Here is a 16,158-nt window from a genome sequence, read left to right as displayed (position 1 = left end):
AGCTTGCGTGGAAAGGGCACCGCCCCTACGCGTGGCCTGCGGCCTGCATCTGGCGCAGCTCTTTCTTCAAGTCGCTGACTTCGTCGCGGATCCGGGCTGCCACCTCAAACTGCAGTTCCGCCGCGGCGCCATGCATCTGTTCCGTCAGCTGCTCGATCAGGCCCACCAGGTCCTCGGCCGGTGCAGCGGCGAGGCCGTCCGCACGTACCTGCGCGCCGCCCTTCGCGCCGGACTTGGCGCGTTTGGCACCCTTGGCCAGGCGGTTGTTTTTCAGCAGTTCCTGGGTGTCGGCGTCTTCCTTGGCCAGCTGGTCCGTGATGTCCGCGATCTTCTTCCGCAGCGGCTGGGGGTCCACTCCGTGTTCCTTGTTGTATGCCACCTGGATGGCGCGCCGCCGGTTGGTCTCGTCGATGGCGTTGGCCATGGAGTCGGTAATGCGGTCCGCATACATGTGCACCTGGCCGGACACGTTGCGGGCGGCACGCCCGATGGTCTGGATGAGCGACGTGGACGAGCGCAGGAAGCCTTCCTTGTCCGCGTCCAGGATGCTGACCAGGGACACCTCAGGAAGATCGAGGCCCTCGCGGAGAAGGTTGATGCCTACCAAGACGTCGAAGGAACCCATGCGCAGTTCGCGCAGGAGCTCCACCCGCCGCAGCGTGTCCACGTCCGAGTGCAGGTATTCAACCTTGACGCCGTGGCCCAGCAGGTAGTCCGTGAGGTCCTCGGCCATGCGTTTGGTCAGCGTGGTCACCAGGACCCGCTCATCCTTCTCCACCCGGATCTTGATTTCACCGAGCAAATCGTCGATCTGGCCCTTGGTGGGCTTCACCACCACCTCCGGATCGACCAGGCCGGTGGGGCGGATGATCTGCTGGACAAACCCGTCCGCCTTGCCCAACTCGTACTTGCCGGGCGTGGCGGAAAGGTAGACGGTCTGTCCCACCCGTTCCAGGAACTCGTCCCACTTCAGCGGCCGGTTGTCCATGGCGGACGGCAGGCGGAAACCAAAGTCCACCAGGTTCCGCTTGCGGGACATGTCGCCTTCGTACATGGCGCCGATCTGGGGGATGGTCACGTGGGACTCGTCCACCACCAGCAGGAAGTCGTCCGGGAAGTAGTCCAGGAGGCAATGGGGCGCGGTGCCAGGCCCGCGGCCATCAATGTGGGACGAGTAGTTCTCGATGCCGTTGCAGAAACCCATCTGCTGCATCATCTCGAGGTCGTAGGTGGTGCGCATGCGCAGCCGCTGGGCCTCCACCAGCTTGTTCTGGCTTTCCAGCACCTTCAGCCGGTCGGCCAGTTCATCCTCAATCCGCTTGATGGCCCGTGCCATCCGTTCCGGCCCGGCGACGTAGTGCGAGGCCGGGAACACGTACATCTCCTCTTCATCCCGGATGACTTCGCCAGTCAGCGGATGGAGGGTCTGGATGTTCTCGATTTCGTCCCCGAAGAACTCAATCCGGATAGCCAGTTCCTCATACATGGGAATGATTTCCACGGTGTCGCCGCGGACCCGGAAGGTACCGCGGTGGAAGTCCATGTCATTGCGGGCATACTGCATGGCGACGAACTTGCGGAGGAGGTGGTCCCGGTTCATCTCGGCGCCTTTTCGCAGGGTCACCATTCCCGCGATGTATTCCTCGGGGGTTCCCAGGCCGTAGATGCAGGAAACGGTGGCCACCACGATCACGTCGCGGCGCGTCAGCAGCGCGTTGGTGGCAGAGTGGCGGAGCCGTTCGACTTCCTCGTTGATGGAGGAGTCCTTCTCGATGAAGGTGTCCGTCTGTGCCACGTACGCTTCGGGCTGGTAGTAGTCGTAGTAGGAGACGAAGTATTCCACGGCGTTGTTGGGCATGAGCTCGCGGAACTCGTTGGCCAGCTGGGCGGCGAGGGTCTTGTTCTGGACCATCACCAGGGTGGGGCGCTGCACCTGTTCGATGAGCCAGGCGGTGGTGGCACTCTTGCCGGTACCCGTGGCACCGAGCAGGACCACGTCCTTCTCACCGTTGTTGATGCGCTCCGTCAGCTCGGCGATGGCGGCCGGCTGATCGCCCGCGGGCTTGAATTCGCTGATGACTTCAAAGGGCGCGACAACACGGTTGATCTCCTGCGCAAGGCTCATGGATCTAATCTACAACCGGGCACCGACAGTGGGTGGGCCCGTCCGTTACAGGCGAACAGCCGCCCGTCCGGGTTCCTGCCTCACGAGGCGTACGACGGCGGCACCCACCCCGTTGCCTCCGCCCAGGCCGACATCCGCGGCCACGCCACGTCCGAGAACCAGGGTTCCTTGGCTTCGGCGTATCCGCTGGTGGTGTCCGCGCCGGCAAAGCGCGCTGCCAGCCCGGCCTTGTGTGCCGCGTAAAGCTTGAGCGCGGAGGGATCGCTCCGCAGCCAGTCCCGGAACATCAGGGCGTAACGCCATCCGGCCGAGCCGGCCGCCCGGACATGCACGTTCACGGCACGGCACGGGTCCGCGTTGGCGTGGAACCGCTTCAGCCATTCGGACTGATCTGCCGCGCTGGGTTTCGGAGTGTCGGCTTCGATCCCCCGCACCGCCGGGAAACCGGCAGCAGCCAGGTGCGGTGCGATCCTGGCCGCTGCCTCCAGGTCCGGCACCGCCACCTGCAGGTCAATGACATCCTTGGCCGCCAGGCCGGGAACGGAGGTGGAGCCGATGTGGTCCACGGCCAGGATGAGTCCGGGTGCGGACGCCGCCAGCCGGGCCGCGATCCTCGCGGCCTGCTGAGCCCATTCCGCACGGTACGGCTCCAGCACCGGTCCCCCGTTCCGCGGGGCGCGGGTCCCTGCCGCCAGGTTGCGGGCAAAAGGCACCAGCCGCCCGTCCCAAAGCCTGTCCACCTGGTCAAGCAGCTGCTGCACTGTCCCTGAGTTGTCCAGGACGACGTCGGCAGCGGCCAGCCGTGCCTCGCGCGTGGCCTGTGCGGCCATCCGTGAACGCGCCGCGTCCGCGGTCATGCCGCGCAGCTCCTGCATGCGCTGCAGCCGCACGTCATCCGGGGCATCCACCACCAGCACCAGGTGGAAGGCACTCCCCTGCCCCGTCTCCACCAGCAGGGGGATGTCCTGGACCACGATCGCATCGTCCGGCGCTGCTGCCGTGATGGCCGCTGCGCGGGCGCGGACCAGGGGGTGGACGATGGCGTTCAGCGCAGACAGCCGCTCCTGGTTGCCGAACACCGCCGCGCCGAGCCGTGCCCGGTCAAGCCGCCCGGCGCCGTCGAGCATGTCCGCGCCAAACTCCTCCACGATCCGGCGCAGCCCTTCGGTTCCGGGCTCAACCACTTCCCGTGCCAGGGCATCCGCGTCCACCAGCACGGCGCCGCGTTCCCGCAGCCGCGCGGCCACCACCGATTTACCTGATGCGATCCCGCCCGTCAGTCCAATTTTCAGCACGCCGCCAGCCTACTAGCCCGGGCAGCCGTGTTCAGTGAAGGAGGGACAGTGTGCGGGTGGGCCTAGACTGGGGCGGATGCAAGAGCAAGACAGCCGGGCCACCTCGTACACCACGCTGGCGTCCGGCGGGGACTTCCGGCACGAACTCGAAATTAAGCGCTCCCGGTTCATCACCGTCCTGCGCAGGGCCGGGACCGAGGAGGAGGCCCGTGACCTGGTGGCGGTCCTCCGCCGCGGGTTCCACGATGCCCGCCATCACTGCTCGGCGTTCGTCATCGGGCCGGACCGCAGCATCCAGCGTTCCAGCGATGACGGGGAACCCGCCGGGACCGCCGGCATCCCCATGCTCGAGGCCCTGCTGAAGCGTGAAACGACGCCCGGGGTGAGCGACCTCAGTGACGTCAGTGCCGTCGTCGTGCGTTATTTCGGCGGTGTCCTGCTCGGCGCCGGAGGCCTGGTCCGGGCCTATTCCGAGTCGGTCTCCGCAGCCCTGGACCTGGCACCCCTGGTGCGCCGCAGCAGGCTCCGGATCTGTTCCGCCGCCGTACCACACGCGGCCGCGGGCCGGCTGGAGAACGAACTGCGCGACGCCGGCACCGTCATGGCCGAGACCAGTTACCAGGACCGGCACACGGTGCTGCGCATTGCCGTGCCGGACCATGCTGACGCGATTGCCGCCGCAAGCGACCGCATCCTGCAGCTGACGGCGGGCTCCGCCGGCCTCACTGCCGATGGAACGGAATGGATCGATGAACCCCTCACCTGATGTGACCCTGGTGGACGTTGACGAAACTGTAGCGGACCAGCTGCTTCGGCTGGCCAAACGCGACGCCTCCCCGGATGAGGTGGCGCCCCCGCTGGGCGGTCCCAGCTGGAACCTGGAGCGCACCGCCTGGTTCTACAGCTACCATCACGCCGCCGCCGGCGGGCTGGATGGACCCGCCGCGGAGAAATCCTGGGCCGTCTTCAGCGGCGACCGGATTGCCGGCTCGGTGCGCCTCAAGCGCGACACCAGTGCGGGCACCCCGTCGGCCGAGACGGGCATCTGGCTTGGCCGGAGTTTCCGGTCGCAGGGGATCGGAGGTGCAGCCTTGCATCTGGTGCTCGAAGAGGCCCGCAGGGCTGGCCTGTCCCGGGTGACCGCCCGCACTTTGGCGGGCAATGCCGGTGCCCGGCGCCTTCTTGCCTCAGCCGGCGCCCACCTTATGTTCGACGGCGACGGGACAGTTCGCGCCGTCGTCGAACTCTAAGGACAGGCTGGCTGCAACAGGAAGCCGGCGCACCGCATTAAACGCAACAGACCCCCTGCCGTTGGCAGGGGGTCTGTTGCGTTGGCCCGGAATCCGGGCCGGCGGCAATTAGTTGCCGGTCAGCTTCTCGCGCAGGGCAGCAAGTGCCTCGTCCGAAGCCAGGGTGCCGGCACCGGTGTCGGTGGCAGCAGGCTCCGAGGAGTAGCTGGTGGTGCCGGAATCGCTGTCACCGGACGTTGCAGCAGCAGCGTCGTCGGCAGCGTGCTGGGCAACCTGCTTCTTGTGGGCTTCCCAGCGGGTCTGGGCGTCAGCGTACTGCTGCTCCCAGGCCGCGCGCTGGTTCTCGTAGCCTTCAAGCCACTCGTTGGACTCGGGATCGAAGCCCTCGGGGTACTTGTAGTTGCCCTCTTCGTCGTACTCTGCGGCCATGCCGTACAGAGCCGGATCGAATTCGGTGCTGTCTGCGTCGACGCCCTCGTTGGCCTGCTTGAGGGACAGCGAGATGCGGCGGCGTTCCAGGTCGATGTCGATGACCTTGACGAACAGTTCGTCGCCAACGGAGACAACCTGCTCGGCCAGCTCCACGTGGCGGACTGCCAGCTCGGAGATGTGGACCAGGCCTTCGATGCCGTCTTCAACGCGAACGAATGCGCCGAACGGAACCAGCTTGGTGACCTTACCCGGAACAACCTGGCCGAGGGCGTGGGTGCGGGCGAAGGTCTGCCACGGATCTTCCTGCGTAGCCTTGAGCGACAGGGAAACACGCTCGCGGTCCAGGTCGACCTCGAGAACCTCGACGGTGACTTCCTGGCCAACTTCGACAACCTCGGAGGGGTGGTCGATGTGCTTCCAGGACAGCTCGGAAACGTGAACCAGGCCGTCTACGCCGCCCAGGTCCACGAATGCACCGAAGTTGACGATGGAGGAAACAACGCCGGGACGGACCTGGCCCTTTTCCAGCTTGTTGAGGAAGGTGGAGCGGACCTCGGACTGGGTCTGCTCGAGCCATGCACGGCGGGACAGGACCACGTTGTTGCGGTTCTTGTCCAGCTCGATGATCTTGGCTTCGATCTGCTGACCGATGTACGGAGCCAGGTCGCGCACACGGCGCATCTCGACGAGGGATGCGGGCAGGAAGCCGCGCAGGCCGATGTCGAGGATAAGACCACCCTTGACAACCTCGATGACGGTACCGGTGACGACACCGTCTTCTTCCTTGACCTTCTCGATGTCGCCCCAGGCACGCTCGTACTGCGCGCGCTTCTTGGAGAGGATCAGACGGCCTTCTTTGTCTTCCTTGGTGAGCACCAGGGCTTCGACCTGATCGCCAACGGAGACAACGTCCCCGGGGTCAACGTCGTGCTTGATGGAAAGCTCGCGGGAGGGGATGACACCTTCGGTCTTGTAACCGATGTCGAGCAGGACTTCGTCGCGGTCGACCTTGACGACGGTACCTTCGACGAGGTCTCCGTCGTTGAAGTACTTGATGGTGGCGTCGACAGCTGCGAGGAAGTCCTCAGCGGTACCGATGTCGTTAATCGCGACTACGGGGGTACCGGGCTTCTCGGTGGAGGTGATGGTCATGTAGTAGGGGCTCCGTTGTGGATAGTTAGTCGGTCAGGCAAACCGGCACGCCCGCGTTATGGAACGCAGGCGCGATTCGCGGTGGATCCGACGGATCCTCCGGGTCATCCTGATTTTGTGGATTGCTTTCAATGCAGCCCTCAAGGGACCGCAAGTGCGTGCACGTGGTACACGCCCGTTTATTCTAGTCGCTGCCCGCAATTCGGGTCAAAGCGGGTGTCAGGGACGCGTGGGGAGATCAGAAGTGGGTCAGGCAGTGTGTTGCCCGTTCCACCGTGAACATCTGCTGCGCCTTGAACGCTGCGCCGGGAGTTGCCTCGCCGACCTTGCCTGCCGCCTTGAGCGTTACGGGGCTGATTCCGCCGAGGTAGATCGAGGACAGCGCCGAGACGTCCAGAGCCAGGTCGGCCTTCTCCCCCGCGGCCACAGGTTCGACGGCGGCCTGGCCGCCTTTGACATCCAAGGCGAAAGTTCCTGCCGTGAGGCCCAGCGGGTCCGCCACGTCGAGGACCAGCCGGCCGTCGGCCGGGTAGTGCCGCGCCGACAAGGCCTGCGGGACATCCAGGATCCGAAGCCACAGCATGTCGCGGGGTTCGGAGGCTTCCACGCAGCGGGGGTCCTCAAGTGCCCACGGCAGCGGGTCATCCACCGGCGCTTCTTCCCACGTGACACGCTCAACAAGGTCGATGGCGCCAAGGTACTGCCACAGTTCGAGATAGGCCTCCCGGGAGGCGGCCACCAAGTCGACAACCTCCATGGTGTACGGGGCGGTGTCCCAGCCGGCGAACTTGTAGGAGACGTAGCCGTCCACCTCGCCGTCGGTGCCGTAGTGCAGCGCAACCTTCACCTTTGGATCGTCGTCCTCGGCACGGCTGATGGATCCGGAGGCGAGCTGGCGGTAGAACTCGTGCCGGCCGACCGAACCGGGGGTTTGGCGGTGCAGCTTTTCAAAGACCTTGGGGGCCAGCTCAAGGAGAACCTTGGGGTCGGCCACCTCGGTACACCCCGTGGCTGCGTGGTTCAGCACGAAGCGCCGGGTGGTGTCGACCTTGATGGACTGTTCCCGCGTCGCCACCCCGTATCCGAACCGGCGATAGATCGAGGCCTCGGAGGCAGTCAGCGCCGCCATCGCCAGGCCTTCCCGGCGCGCCAGCGCGAGTTCCTCGACCATCATGCGGCGCAGCAGTCCCCGGCGGCGGTGTGAGGTGCGCACCGTCACGGCGGTGACAAGCCGGGTATCAAGCATCCGCCCAAAGCCGATGTTCAGTGTCTTATCGAAGGCAGCGAAGGTCGCGACCGGAACGTCGGCACCCAGGGCATACCCGGCGACCGGCCCGGTTTGGTAGGCCCCGCTCAGCACGCGCCGGTCGGCACGCTGCATTCCGATGCCCCTGTCCACCCGTTCGTCCGTGCGGCGCGCGTCGTGGAAACCGAACGCTACGGCCCGCATCCAGGCAACCGTTTGTGCGTACGCAGGATCGTCTTTGGCGGCCGGTTCGAAGCGCCGGATTTCATAGTTTCCGCTCAGATCACCCATTTACCCGAGCCTAGTCAATGGATCCCGCCACTGACCAGCACAAACATCCCCTCTTGGGAGAGTGCGCCGCCGAGCCTAGTGCCCGGCGTCGTACCAGCTGGGTCCGACGCCGATCTGGACTTCCAGGGGCACGCTCAGGTCGGCAGCTGCGGCCATCTGTTCGGTGACGAGTTTCTCCACCGCGGCCCGCTCCCCGGCGGCAACTTCCAGGACCAGTTCGTCGTGGACCTGGAGCAGCATCCGGGATTTCAGGCCCTGGGCCTGCAGTTCGGCGTGGACACCCAGCATGGCGCGCTTGATGATGTCCGCTGCGGAGCCCTGGATGGGGCTGTTGAGGGCAATGCGCTCTGCGTTCTCGCGCAGCTGGCGGTCGGTGCTGGTGAGGTCCGGAAGGTAGCGGCGGCGTCCCTCGATGGTTGCGGTATAGCCGTCCACCCTGGCCTGGTCCACCACGCCCCGGAGGTAGTCGCGGACGGCGCCGAAGCGGTCGAAGTAGTCCTTCATGAGGCTGCGGGCCTCGTCAACGGAGATCTCCAGCTGCTTGGACAGGCCGAATGAGGTCAATCCGTAGGCAAGGCCGTAGGACATGGCCTTTACCTTTGAGCGCATGGCGCTGGTGACCTGGTCCGTGGGGACGTGGAAGATATTGGAGCCGACGAAGCGGTGCAGGTCCTCGCCGTCCTTGTACGCCTGGATCAGGCCGGCGTCCCCGGAGAGGTGCGCCATGATGCGCATCTCGATCTGGGAGTAGTCGGCGGACAAGAGGCATTCGTAGCCATCGCTGACCACGAAGATGCCGCGGACGCGCCGGCCCTCCTCGCTGCGGATGGGGATGTTCTGCAGGTTGGGGTTGTTGGACGAGATCCGGCCCGTGGCTGCCACGTTCTGTGCATAGGTGGTGTGGATCCGGCCGTCTTCCGCCACGGACTTCTTGAGCGACTCGAGCATCTGCCGCAGCTTGGCGGCCTCCCGGTGCGCCATGAGCTGCACCAGGAACTCGTGCCCGGTCTTTTCCAAAAGGTTCTTCAGGGACGCAGCATCCGTGGTGTAGCCGGACTTGATCTTCTTGGTCTTGGGGAGCTGCAGTTCATCGAACAGGACGGTCTGCAGCTGCTTGGGCGAGCCCAGGTTGACCTCGTGGCCGATGGCCGCGAACGCCTGTTCCTGCGCCTGGTCGATGACCCGCGCCAGGTCGGCAAGTTGCTCGTCCATTTTGTCCATGTCGATCGCGATGCCGGCGAGCTCCATGTCCGCAAGGACGCGGCTGACCGGCAATTCGAGGGTGGACAGCAGTTCCTCCGCCCGGCGTTCCTTGAGCTCGTCCTCGAAGTAGCGGCTCAGGGCCAGCACCACTGCGCCTGCCTGGACCAGGGCGTCGGCGGCCGCGTTGTCGTCGCCGTCGAACGACAGTTCCAGCTGCCCGGCTTTGGCGGTGGCTGCCGGGATTCCCACATTGAGGTGGTGCTGGGCGAGTTCTGCGAGTTCGTAAGTGCGGCGGTCCGGCTGGATGAGGTAGCCGGAGATGGAGGTGTCATCCACTACGCCCTCCAGCTCCAGGCCACGGGCCGTAAGTGCCTTAAGCGCAGCTTTGAAGCCGTGCATCACTTTGGGTGCTTCGGGGTCGCGCAGCCAGGCGGCCAGCGCATTCTCGGTCTCTGCGTCCTGGCCGGCGAGGTCGACGTACACTGCGGCGTCGCCGCGCACAATGGCCAGCGCGGCGGCGTCCTCACCGATCCGGCCGGGCACGAGGTCCACGGCGAGGGCGGCCCGCTGACCGGCACCGGCTGCCAGGAAGGCGGCCAACTCGTCGGCGCCGGCCGGGGTGGTGTAATCCGGGGTTTCGATGCTTTCGCGCTCGGCGGCGGGCGCGTCAGCCTCGCCGTAAAGGGCAAACAGCCGCCCGCGGATGGCTTTGAACTCGAGCTGGTCGAAGAGGTCTTCGATGGCCGCCTGGTCCGGGCGGGGCTGGTAGAGGTCGTCCAGGGTGACGGGAAGATCAAGATCGGTGTGGAGCTGGTTCAGCCGGCGGTTGCGCTTGACGGCGTCGACGTTCTCCCGCAGGGCGTCCCCTACCTTGCCGCCGATGGAGTCAAGGTGTTCCAGGACGCCTTCCAGGCCGCCGTACTGGTTGATCCATTTCGCAGCAGTCTTGGGCCCGACGCCCGGCACGCCGGGGAGGTTGTCCGCGGTCTCCCCCACCAGGGCGGCGAGGTCCGAATAGCGGGACGGGCTGACGAAGTACTTTGCTTCAATGGCGGCGGCGTCCATCCGGGGGATGTCGCTGACGCCCTTCCGGGGGTAAAGCACAAAGACGTTGTCCGTGATGAGCTGGAAGGCATCCCGGTCGCCGGAGACGAGCAGCACTTCGAACCCGGCTTTGTCACCCATGGTGGCCAGGGTGGCCAGGATGTCATCAGCCTCGTAGCCGGGCATTTTGATGGTCTTGATGCCCCAGGCCTCCATGACCTGCCCGATGAGGTCAATCTGGCCGCTCATTTCGCGGGGGGTTTCGTTCCGGCCGCCCTTGTACTCGCTGTACTGGGTCTTCCGGTGGGTGGATTCGTCCGAAACGTCGAAAGCCACCGCGATGTGGGTGGGCTGCTGCTCCTTGATGAGGTTGATCAGCATGGAGGTGAAGCCGTGGATGGCGTTGGTGTGCTGGCCGTTGGAGGTGGAGAACTTGTCCGCGGGCAGGGCGAAGAAGGCGCGGAAGGCCATGGAGTGGCCGTCAAGGACCAGCAGCCGCGGCTGGCCGGTGATGGGAATGACGGGTGCTTCCGTGGCTGAAACAGAACCGCCGGCAGCGGGGGCGGCAGCCTTTGCGGCAGGCCGGAGCGTGGAGGACGAAAGCTGCAGGGCAGCCTCCTCTTCGATGGCCGAAGTCGGGAAAGGGGCCGGTTTGGTTGTTTCACTCACAGGTGCCAGCCTAGTTGCCATGACAGACAATTTCACGCCGGGTGCTTTCGCTGAAGAGCTCGCAGCCGCCGGAATTCCCGACCACATGCACGGCTGGCTGGGGAGGTTTGGCGTCGGCGCCCTGGTGGTCAAGATGGGCATCCATTTCCTGGAGATGAGCCCGGAACGCACCGTTGCCACCATGCCCGTGGAGGGGAACACGCAGGTGGCAGGGATCCTGCATGGCGGGGCGCATGTGGTGCTGGCAGAAACGCTGGGCTCGTTCGCGGCGGGAATGCATGCGGGCCCGGGCCGGCACGCCGTAGGCATTGAGGTCAACGCGACCCACCACCGGTCCATCGCGAAGGGCCTGGTCACGGGTACCTGCACGGCGATCCATCTGGGGCGCACGCTGGCCACCCATGAAATTGTCATGACCGACGGCCAGGGACGGCGCCTGTCAACGGCACGGATCACCAACATGCTCAGGGACAACGCCGGCTGAGGCAGCGGCGTCAGGGCTGCGGGCCTGTCCTTCCGGGCATCAGGTAGCGCAGCTCGACGATTCCCCTGCCCAGGGTGCTGGAGGCTGCCAGCTCAAGGGGCGGCGTCGGACCCTTCATCGGCAGCAGCCGCTTCCCGCTGCCCAGCACCACCGGGATGACGGAGAGGATGATCTCATCCAGCAGCCCGGCGTCCGCGAACTGGGCGGCCAGGTTGCCGCCGCCCACCACCCAGATGTTCCTGTCCCCGGCAGCACTGCGGAAGTCCATGACGAATTCCTGGATGTCACCGCGGACGAACGTGATGTCGGCCCCGTCCGGGGCACGGTATTCGTGGTGCGTGAAGACGTAGCTGGGCGTCCCGGTGTAGGGCCACTTGCCTGGCTCATGTTCCATCAGCCAGGCGTAGGTTTCCCCGCCCATGACGATGCATCCGACACCGGCCATGAACCCGTTGTAACTCTCTGCACCGCCCTCGAAGCCGTCGAACTGCAGGAGCCAGCCGAGGTCGTCGGTGGAGGTGGCGATGAACCCATCCAGGGACGCGGCCACAAAGTATTGGATGCGCGGCATGGCCCCAGCCTAGACAAGCGCCCCGGCCCAGCCAAGGGGCCAATCCCAGTCAACAACCCTGCACCTGCCCGGCAAGCGGCCCGGATTTGCTACTTCGAGAAGTACGGAATGATCAGGTACAGCCCCACCATGACAGCCAGGCCGCAGAGGCCGAAGCAGACGTAGGCGAAGGAGCGCTTCAGGCCCGGAGAGGTCTGTTCCGCGTCAGCGGCGATGGCCGTCAGCCGGACGCCGAGCGAGTAGAGGGTTACCACTGTTGCGGAAGCTACCAGGGTAGAGCCGGCAACGGCCAGGAGTTCCAACCACTTCATCGCCGATTCTCCTTGGGGTTGTTGGCTTTGGCGTCGGCCTTGGCTTTTGCCTTGGCTTCGGCCCGGGCGCGGGCCATGGCCTTTTTCTTGGCGAACCGGACGGCCTGGCCGGCTTCCTCCACCTCGACGGCATTCTGGTGGCTCACGGAGGACTTGCGTGAGTAGAAGAACATGAAGAGCACTGCGCCGGTGCCGGCGATGGCGGCAATGAGTACGCCCACGACGCCGGTCTTGACCAGCAGGGCGGTTAGAGCACCGACGATCCCGGCGGCAGGAAGGGTAAAGAGCCAGCCCAGGGCGATCTTGCCCACCATGTTCCAGCGGACGGTGGTTCCGCGGCGTCCCATCCCGGAACCGATGACGGAACCCGACGCCACCTGCGTGGTGGACAGGGCGAAGCCCAGGTGGGACGAGGCGAGGATGGCTGAGGCTGTGCTGGACTCGGCCGCGAAACCCTGGGCCGGCTTGACCTCGGTCAGGCCGGAACCCATGGTGCGGATGATCCGCCAGCCGCCGGCATAAGTACCGATGGCGATGGCCAGGGCGCAGGCGGTGATCACCCAGAGCTGCGGACCGGATCCGGGCGTCTGGGTTCCGGCGGCGATCAGGACCAGCGTGATGATACCCATGGTCTTCTGGGCGTCATTGGTTCCGTGCGCCAGCGCCACCAGGCTGGACGTGAAGATCTGGCCGGTGCGGAAACCACCGCGCTTCTGGGTGAGCTTGGTTCCCGTCTCGGGATCGTGGCGTGAGGTGAGGGCGTAGGCAAGGCGTGTGCACACGTATGCGGCAAGTCCTGCAATCAACGGCGCGAAAACGGCCGGCAGAATGACCTTCTGCAGCAGCGTCTCAAGATTGACGGAGCTGAATCCCGCACCGACGATTGCGGCCCCGATCAATCCGCCGAACAGCGCATGGGACGAGCTGGATGGCAACCCCTTCAGCCACGTGACCATGTTCCACAGGACGGCTCCCATCAGGCCGGCGAAGATGATGTCCGGGGTGATCTGGACACCGCCGGACCCCTCACGGATGATGCCGCCGGATACCGTCTTGGCCACCTCGGTGGAAAGGAAGGCGCCCACCAGGTTCAGGACGGCTGCCAGGGCAACCGCGGTTTTCGGTTTGATGGCACCCGTTGCGATGGGCGTTGCCATGGCGTTCGCGGTGTCGTGGAAGCCGTTCGTGAAGTCGAAAAATAGTGCCAGTGCGATGACCAGCGCCACCATGAAGGTGATATCCACCTGTTGCCCAATCTGCAGAGTCGACGTTCAGCAGTTTCTCTTACCAGGCTGCCTTGCACAGCATAGTTCACCAGCTGTTTGCTTAGGAATGACTTGCGGTACTGGCACAACCGGCGGGAAACCTTATCGATCGTACGCGTCCCGGGCATGAGGTCAAAACACGGACCGGGACAGGAAAGAGCGGAGCAGGTCCAGTTCCGCGGGTGTGATTCCCTGCCGCGGATGCGGTGACACCGTGACGATGCGCCTGCCCAGGAAGCGTGCCCATGACTGCGCCTCAGCCTCGAAGCCCAGCTGGTCGTCCACCCATGCGACGGCGTCGGGTCCGGTCTTCTCGACGTCCTCCTGGATGGCCCGAAGCTTCCACCAGCCGGTCCCGCCCGCTGCCCCGTCCCCGGCAAGATAAGGCCAGCTGCTGCCGTTAAGTCCGACGGCGGGGCAAAGGTATTGGGGCGCCAGCTCCTCCCAGCTGGTAAGCCAGACACAACGCAGCCCGGGCGTCAGGGCAAGGGCGTTGAGCCCGGCCACGAGTTCGGCGGCGAATGTGACGGGCAGCAGTCCGGCGTCGGCGTGCTGCCAGGCGGACCCCCAGCCGGTGGTTCCATCCGGGCCGAATGGACAAACGACGCCGTCGACATCCAGGTAAAGCATTCGCCCCACGCTGCACCTAAAAGGACTTCAGCCCTGGTGGAACTGGGGCGGCCTGGAGCCGGCATCCAGTTGCGGGGCAATTTTTTCCTCAAGGGCCGCAAGGGTGACGTCCGGCAGGACGATGAGCCCGTCCAGTTCGCGGCGTGCCCGTTTGTACGCTGCCTGCCGTTCGGCCGGGGTGGCCGCGTGGTTCTCCGCGATCATCAGCAGTTTCCGTGCCGTGGCCAGCCGTTCACGTTCGGGTCCGCTGAACTTGCTGTCCCTGACCCGCCTGGCTTCACGTTCGGCCACGTCCAGGGCCACCGCGAAGTTGTTCACTGCCTGCCGGTAGGCGTCAAGGCCGGACAGTGATGTGAGGTGTTCGGCGGAAGGGGGCCGCTGGCCGTCGGCTTCCCGCTTGGCGCGCAGGAAGGCCACCGTGAGCGGTTCCCGCACGTCCGTCATCATGGGAAAATCGATGAGCTTGCCCACGTCGAGCTCATATTCAAGCCATCGCCGGTTCGTGGCGTCGTGGGTGTCCATCAGCAACTGCACCTCGGCCACGGACGCCCTTTCGGCTTCACGTGCCTGGTTCCGGAGGTTGTACAGTTCAGCCCTGCGCCGGTACCGGCGCCCGGCGCCGCGCCGCCAGCCGCCCGCCCAGCGGCCGGCCAGCGCCATCAGTGGAAACACCATCCACCATTTGTCGGACAGGAACTCCATGAGGAACCTCACGCATTAATCCTCCCAGCCCGGAGGCCCGGCCTCAAGGCAAAGCACAGATCCAGGCGGGCGGCCGGGAGGCACTCACCGGACTCGCCGTCAAAGCCCCCTCCGCTTACTGTGCCGGTTACTGTGCCGGCGCGGGCTGGGCTGCGTTGACGTTGACCAGCCAGGCGACTCCGTACCGGTCGGTGCACATGCCAAAGACATCACCCCACGGCGACTGTTCCATGGGAACAGTCACCGCTCCCCCATCAGCGCTCAACTTCTGGTAGTAGCCGCGCAGCTCCACCTCGTCGTCGCCGCTGACGGAGATGGAAATGGCGGAACCCGGGCGGTACTCCATAGTGTTGGGGGTGTCAGCGCCCATGATCACCAGGCCCTGGGTGGTGGTCAGCATGCCGTGCATGATCTTTTCCGCTTCCGCCGGATCCTCGCTGGCCTGGAAGTCACCAAAAGTACTGAGTGTCAGCTCGCCGCCGAACACCGACTGGTAGAAGTTCATCGCCTCACGGGCATTGTCCCTGAAACTGATGTAGGGGTTGAGGATTGTTGGCATCGGGAGCTCTCCTTCACAGGGGCCGGAACTGCGCCGGCCGGAACGTGGGCAGACAACATCCTGCCCCATCCTGCGGCAACCCGGTAGGGGAAGCCTCCCCTGTTCACCCCGTATTTCAAGACGCCCGCCCGCGGCATATGGTGCGGCGGGTCGCGCGGGAACGTAGGCTCGGGGACATGGCCAGATTCTTTGACGTTCATCCCCAGGACCCCCAGCCGCGCGCCATCTCGCAGGCGGTGAACATCATCCGGGACGGCGGCCTGATCGCCTACCCAACGGATTCCTGCTACGCGCTGGGGGCGCAGATGGGCAACCGGGAGGCCCTGGACAGAATCAGGAGCATCCGGCACCTGGACGACAAGCACCACTTCACCCTGGTCTGCCGGGATTTCGCGCAGCTGGGCCAGTTCGTGAACATCGGCAATGATGTCTTCCGCAGCATCAAGGCCGTCACCCCGGGCAGCTACACCTTCATCCTGCCCGCCACCAGGGAGGTCCCCAAGCGCCTGCTCCACCCCAAAAAGAAGACTGTCGGGGTGCGGATCCCGGACAACCGCGTTGTCCAGGCGCTGCTGGCCGAACTGGGCGAGCCGCTGCTGTCCAGCACGCTGCTGCTGCCGGATGAGGAAGAGCCGCTGACCGTTGGCTGGGAGATCAAGGAGCGGCTGGACCACCAGGTGGACGCCGTGATCGACGCCGGGGACTGCGGCGCCGAGCCCACCACCGTGGTCGATTTCTCCAGCGGGGTGGCCGAGGTTGTCCGGCGCGGCATGGGCGATCCATCCCGGTTCGAGTAACCCTGCTTCGAGCAAACCCGGGCCGCACCTGCGGTCCCGGGGCACTTTGGCGGCGCCGCCGTCGTAATTTCCGACGACGCCGGGCGTGTCCGCGCCAAAGTGCCCCTTCTTGGGAGCGCAATGGTGGGTCCT

The 16,158-nt window shown here is 65.5% G+C and carries 15 protein-coding genes; 4 read left to right on the top strand and 11 right to left on the bottom strand.

From position 1 onward, the window contains the following. Window positions 1-25 precede the first annotated feature (25 nt). On the bottom strand, window positions 26-2,125 hold the full coding sequence (uvrB, locus tag FBY33_RS14585; RefSeq protein WP_142031177.1) for an excinuclease ABC subunit UvrB: 2,100 nt from the start codon (window positions 2,123-2,125) through the stop codon (window positions 26-28). Between the two features lie 80 nt (window positions 2,126-2,205). Further along, a complete protein-coding gene (coaE, locus tag FBY33_RS14580; protein WP_142031176.1) occupies window positions 2,206-3,420 on the bottom strand; it encodes a dephospho-CoA kinase in 1,215 nt (404 codons plus the stop codon). A 76-nt stretch (window positions 3,421-3,496) separates the two neighbouring features. On the opposite strand from coaE, the gene FBY33_RS14575 reads away from it, so the two are divergent. Continuing rightward, on the top strand, window positions 3,497-4,186 hold the full coding sequence (locus FBY33_RS14575; protein WP_142031175.1) for an IMPACT family protein: 690 nt from the start codon (window positions 3,497-3,499) through the stop codon (window positions 4,184-4,186). Next, window positions 4,170-4,670: a GNAT family N-acetyltransferase gene (locus tag FBY33_RS14570; protein ID WP_142031174.1), complete on the top strand. Its 501-nt coding sequence runs from the start codon at window positions 4,170-4,172 to the stop codon at window positions 4,668-4,670. Before FBY33_RS14575 ends, FBY33_RS14570 begins: the two co-directional genes overlap by 17 nt. Before the next feature lie 108 nt (window positions 4,671-4,778). On the opposite strand, the gene rpsA is transcribed toward FBY33_RS14570, so the two are convergent. The 3 genes from rpsA to polA form a co-directional block, all read right to left on the bottom strand. Beyond that, complete coding sequence (gene rpsA / locus FBY33_RS14565) at window positions 4,779-6,254, bottom strand: 30S ribosomal protein S1 (protein WP_142031173.1); 1,476 nt, start codon at window positions 6,252-6,254, stop codon at window positions 4,779-4,781. A 238-nt stretch (window positions 6,255-6,492) separates the two neighbouring features. Next, window positions 6,493-7,791, bottom strand: coding sequence for a GNAT family N-acetyltransferase (locus FBY33_RS14560; protein WP_200831392.1), 1,299 nt, complete (start codon window positions 7,789-7,791; stop codon window positions 6,493-6,495). A 75-nt stretch (window positions 7,792-7,866) separates the two neighbouring features. Then, window positions 7,867-10,509, bottom strand: coding sequence for a DNA polymerase I (gene polA / locus FBY33_RS14555; RefSeq protein WP_235010658.1), 2,643 nt, complete (start codon window positions 10,507-10,509; stop codon window positions 7,867-7,869). A gap of 217 nt (window positions 10,510-10,726) precedes the next feature. On the opposite strand from polA, the gene FBY33_RS14550 reads away from it, so the two are divergent. Then, window positions 10,727-11,191, top strand: a complete 465-nt coding sequence (locus FBY33_RS14550) for a hotdog fold thioesterase (protein ID WP_142031171.1) — start codon at window positions 10,727-10,729, stop codon at window positions 11,189-11,191. Between the two features lie 10 nt (window positions 11,192-11,201). Here FBY33_RS14550 and FBY33_RS14545 read toward each other — a convergent pair whose 3' ends face one another. The 6 genes from FBY33_RS14545 to FBY33_RS14520 form a co-directional block, all read right to left on the bottom strand. Then, window positions 11,202-11,762 (bottom strand): dihydrofolate reductase family protein, encoded by a 561-nt coding sequence (locus tag FBY33_RS14545; protein WP_142031170.1) that lies wholly within the window; start codon window positions 11,760-11,762, stop codon window positions 11,202-11,204. Window positions 11,763-11,851: 89 nt separating this feature from the next. Next, the gene (locus FBY33_RS14540; RefSeq protein WP_142031169.1) at window positions 11,852-12,073 is read right to left on the bottom strand and encodes a hypothetical protein; all 222 of its coding nucleotides are present in this window, start codon (window positions 12,071-12,073) and stop codon (window positions 11,852-11,854) included. Beyond that, window positions 12,070-13,317 carry an inorganic phosphate transporter gene (locus tag FBY33_RS14535; RefSeq protein WP_142031168.1) on the bottom strand — a complete coding sequence of 416 codons (1,248 nt, stop codon included), beginning with the start codon at window positions 13,315-13,317 and terminating at the stop codon, window positions 12,070-12,072. Before FBY33_RS14535 ends, FBY33_RS14540 begins: the two co-directional genes overlap by 4 nt. 153 nt (window positions 13,318-13,470) lie before the next feature. Continuing rightward, entirely contained in the window at window positions 13,471-13,968 is a 498-nt protein-coding gene (locus tag FBY33_RS14530) for an HAD domain-containing protein (protein WP_142032903.1), read from the bottom strand. Between the two features lie 27 nt (window positions 13,969-13,995). Then, complete coding sequence (locus FBY33_RS14525; protein WP_200831463.1) at window positions 13,996-14,670, bottom strand: hypothetical protein; 675 nt, start codon at window positions 14,668-14,670, stop codon at window positions 13,996-13,998. Between the two features lie 127 nt (window positions 14,671-14,797). Beyond that, on the bottom strand, window positions 14,798-15,229 hold the full coding sequence (locus FBY33_RS14520) for a VOC family protein (RefSeq protein ID WP_142031166.1): 432 nt from the start codon (window positions 15,227-15,229) through the stop codon (window positions 14,798-14,800). Window positions 15,230-15,405: 176 nt separating this feature from the next. Here FBY33_RS14520 and FBY33_RS14515 point away from each other — a divergent pair, with 176 nt between their 5' ends. Next, window positions 15,406-16,026, top strand: coding sequence for an L-threonylcarbamoyladenylate synthase (locus FBY33_RS14515; protein ID WP_056333608.1), 621 nt, complete (start codon window positions 15,406-15,408; stop codon window positions 16,024-16,026). The last annotated feature ends 132 nt before the right edge of the window (window positions 16,027-16,158 follow it).

This window comes from Arthrobacter sp. SLBN-112 (genome assembly GCF_006715225.1).
In the GTDB taxonomy this organism is placed as follows: Bacteria; Actinomycetota; Actinomycetes; order Actinomycetales; family Micrococcaceae; genus Arthrobacter.
The sequence above is the reverse complement of the archived record's forward strand: the minus strand, read 5'-3'. Positions and strand labels throughout refer to the sequence as shown.

What these genes read in the sequence shown, in the direction of transcription:
- uvrB (WP_142031177.1), bottom strand. Translation starts at nt 2,125, where the DNA reads ATGAGCCTTGCGCAGGAGATCAACCGTGTTGTCGCGCCCTTTGAAGTC.
- FBY33_RS14575 (WP_142031175.1), top strand. Translation starts at nt 3,497, where the DNA reads ATGCAAGAGCAAGACAGCCGGGCCACCTCGTACACCACGCTGGCGTCC.
- FBY33_RS14570 (WP_142031174.1), top strand. Translation starts at nt 4,170, where the DNA reads ATGAACCCCTCACCTGATGTGACCCTGGTGGACGTTGACGAAACTGTA.
- rpsA (WP_142031173.1), bottom strand. Translation starts at nt 6,254, where the DNA reads ATGACCATCACCTCCACCGAGAAGCCCGGTACCCCCGTAGTCGCGATT.
- FBY33_RS14560 (WP_200831392.1), bottom strand. Translation starts at nt 7,791, where the DNA reads ATGGGTGATCTGAGCGGAAACTATGAAATCCGGCGCTTCGAACCGGCC.
- polA (WP_235010658.1), bottom strand. Translation starts at nt 10,509, where the DNA reads ATGGCCTTCCGCGCCTTCTTCGCCCTGCCCGCGGACAAGTTCTCCACC.
- FBY33_RS14550 (WP_142031171.1), top strand. Translation starts at nt 10,727, where the DNA reads ATGACAGACAATTTCACGCCGGGTGCTTTCGCTGAAGAGCTCGCAGCC.
- FBY33_RS14545 (WP_142031170.1), bottom strand. Translation starts at nt 11,762, where the DNA reads ATGCCGCGCATCCAATACTTTGTGGCCGCGTCCCTGGATGGGTTCATC.
- FBY33_RS14540 (WP_142031169.1), bottom strand. Translation starts at nt 12,073, where the DNA reads ATGAAGTGGTTGGAACTCCTGGCCGTTGCCGGCTCTACCCTGGTAGCT.
- FBY33_RS14530 (WP_142032903.1), bottom strand. Translation starts at nt 13,968, where the DNA reads ATGCTTTACCTGGATGTCGACGGCGTCGTTTGTCCATTCGGCCCGGAT.
- FBY33_RS14525 (WP_200831463.1), bottom strand. Translation starts at nt 14,670, where the DNA reads ATGGAGTTCCTGTCCGACAAATGGTGGATGGTGTTTCCACTGATGGCG.
- FBY33_RS14520 (WP_142031166.1), bottom strand. Translation starts at nt 15,229, where the DNA reads ATGCCAACAATCCTCAACCCCTACATCAGTTTCAGGGACAATGCCCGT.
- FBY33_RS14515 (WP_056333608.1), top strand. Translation starts at nt 15,406, where the DNA reads ATGGCCAGATTCTTTGACGTTCATCCCCAGGACCCCCAGCCGCGCGCC.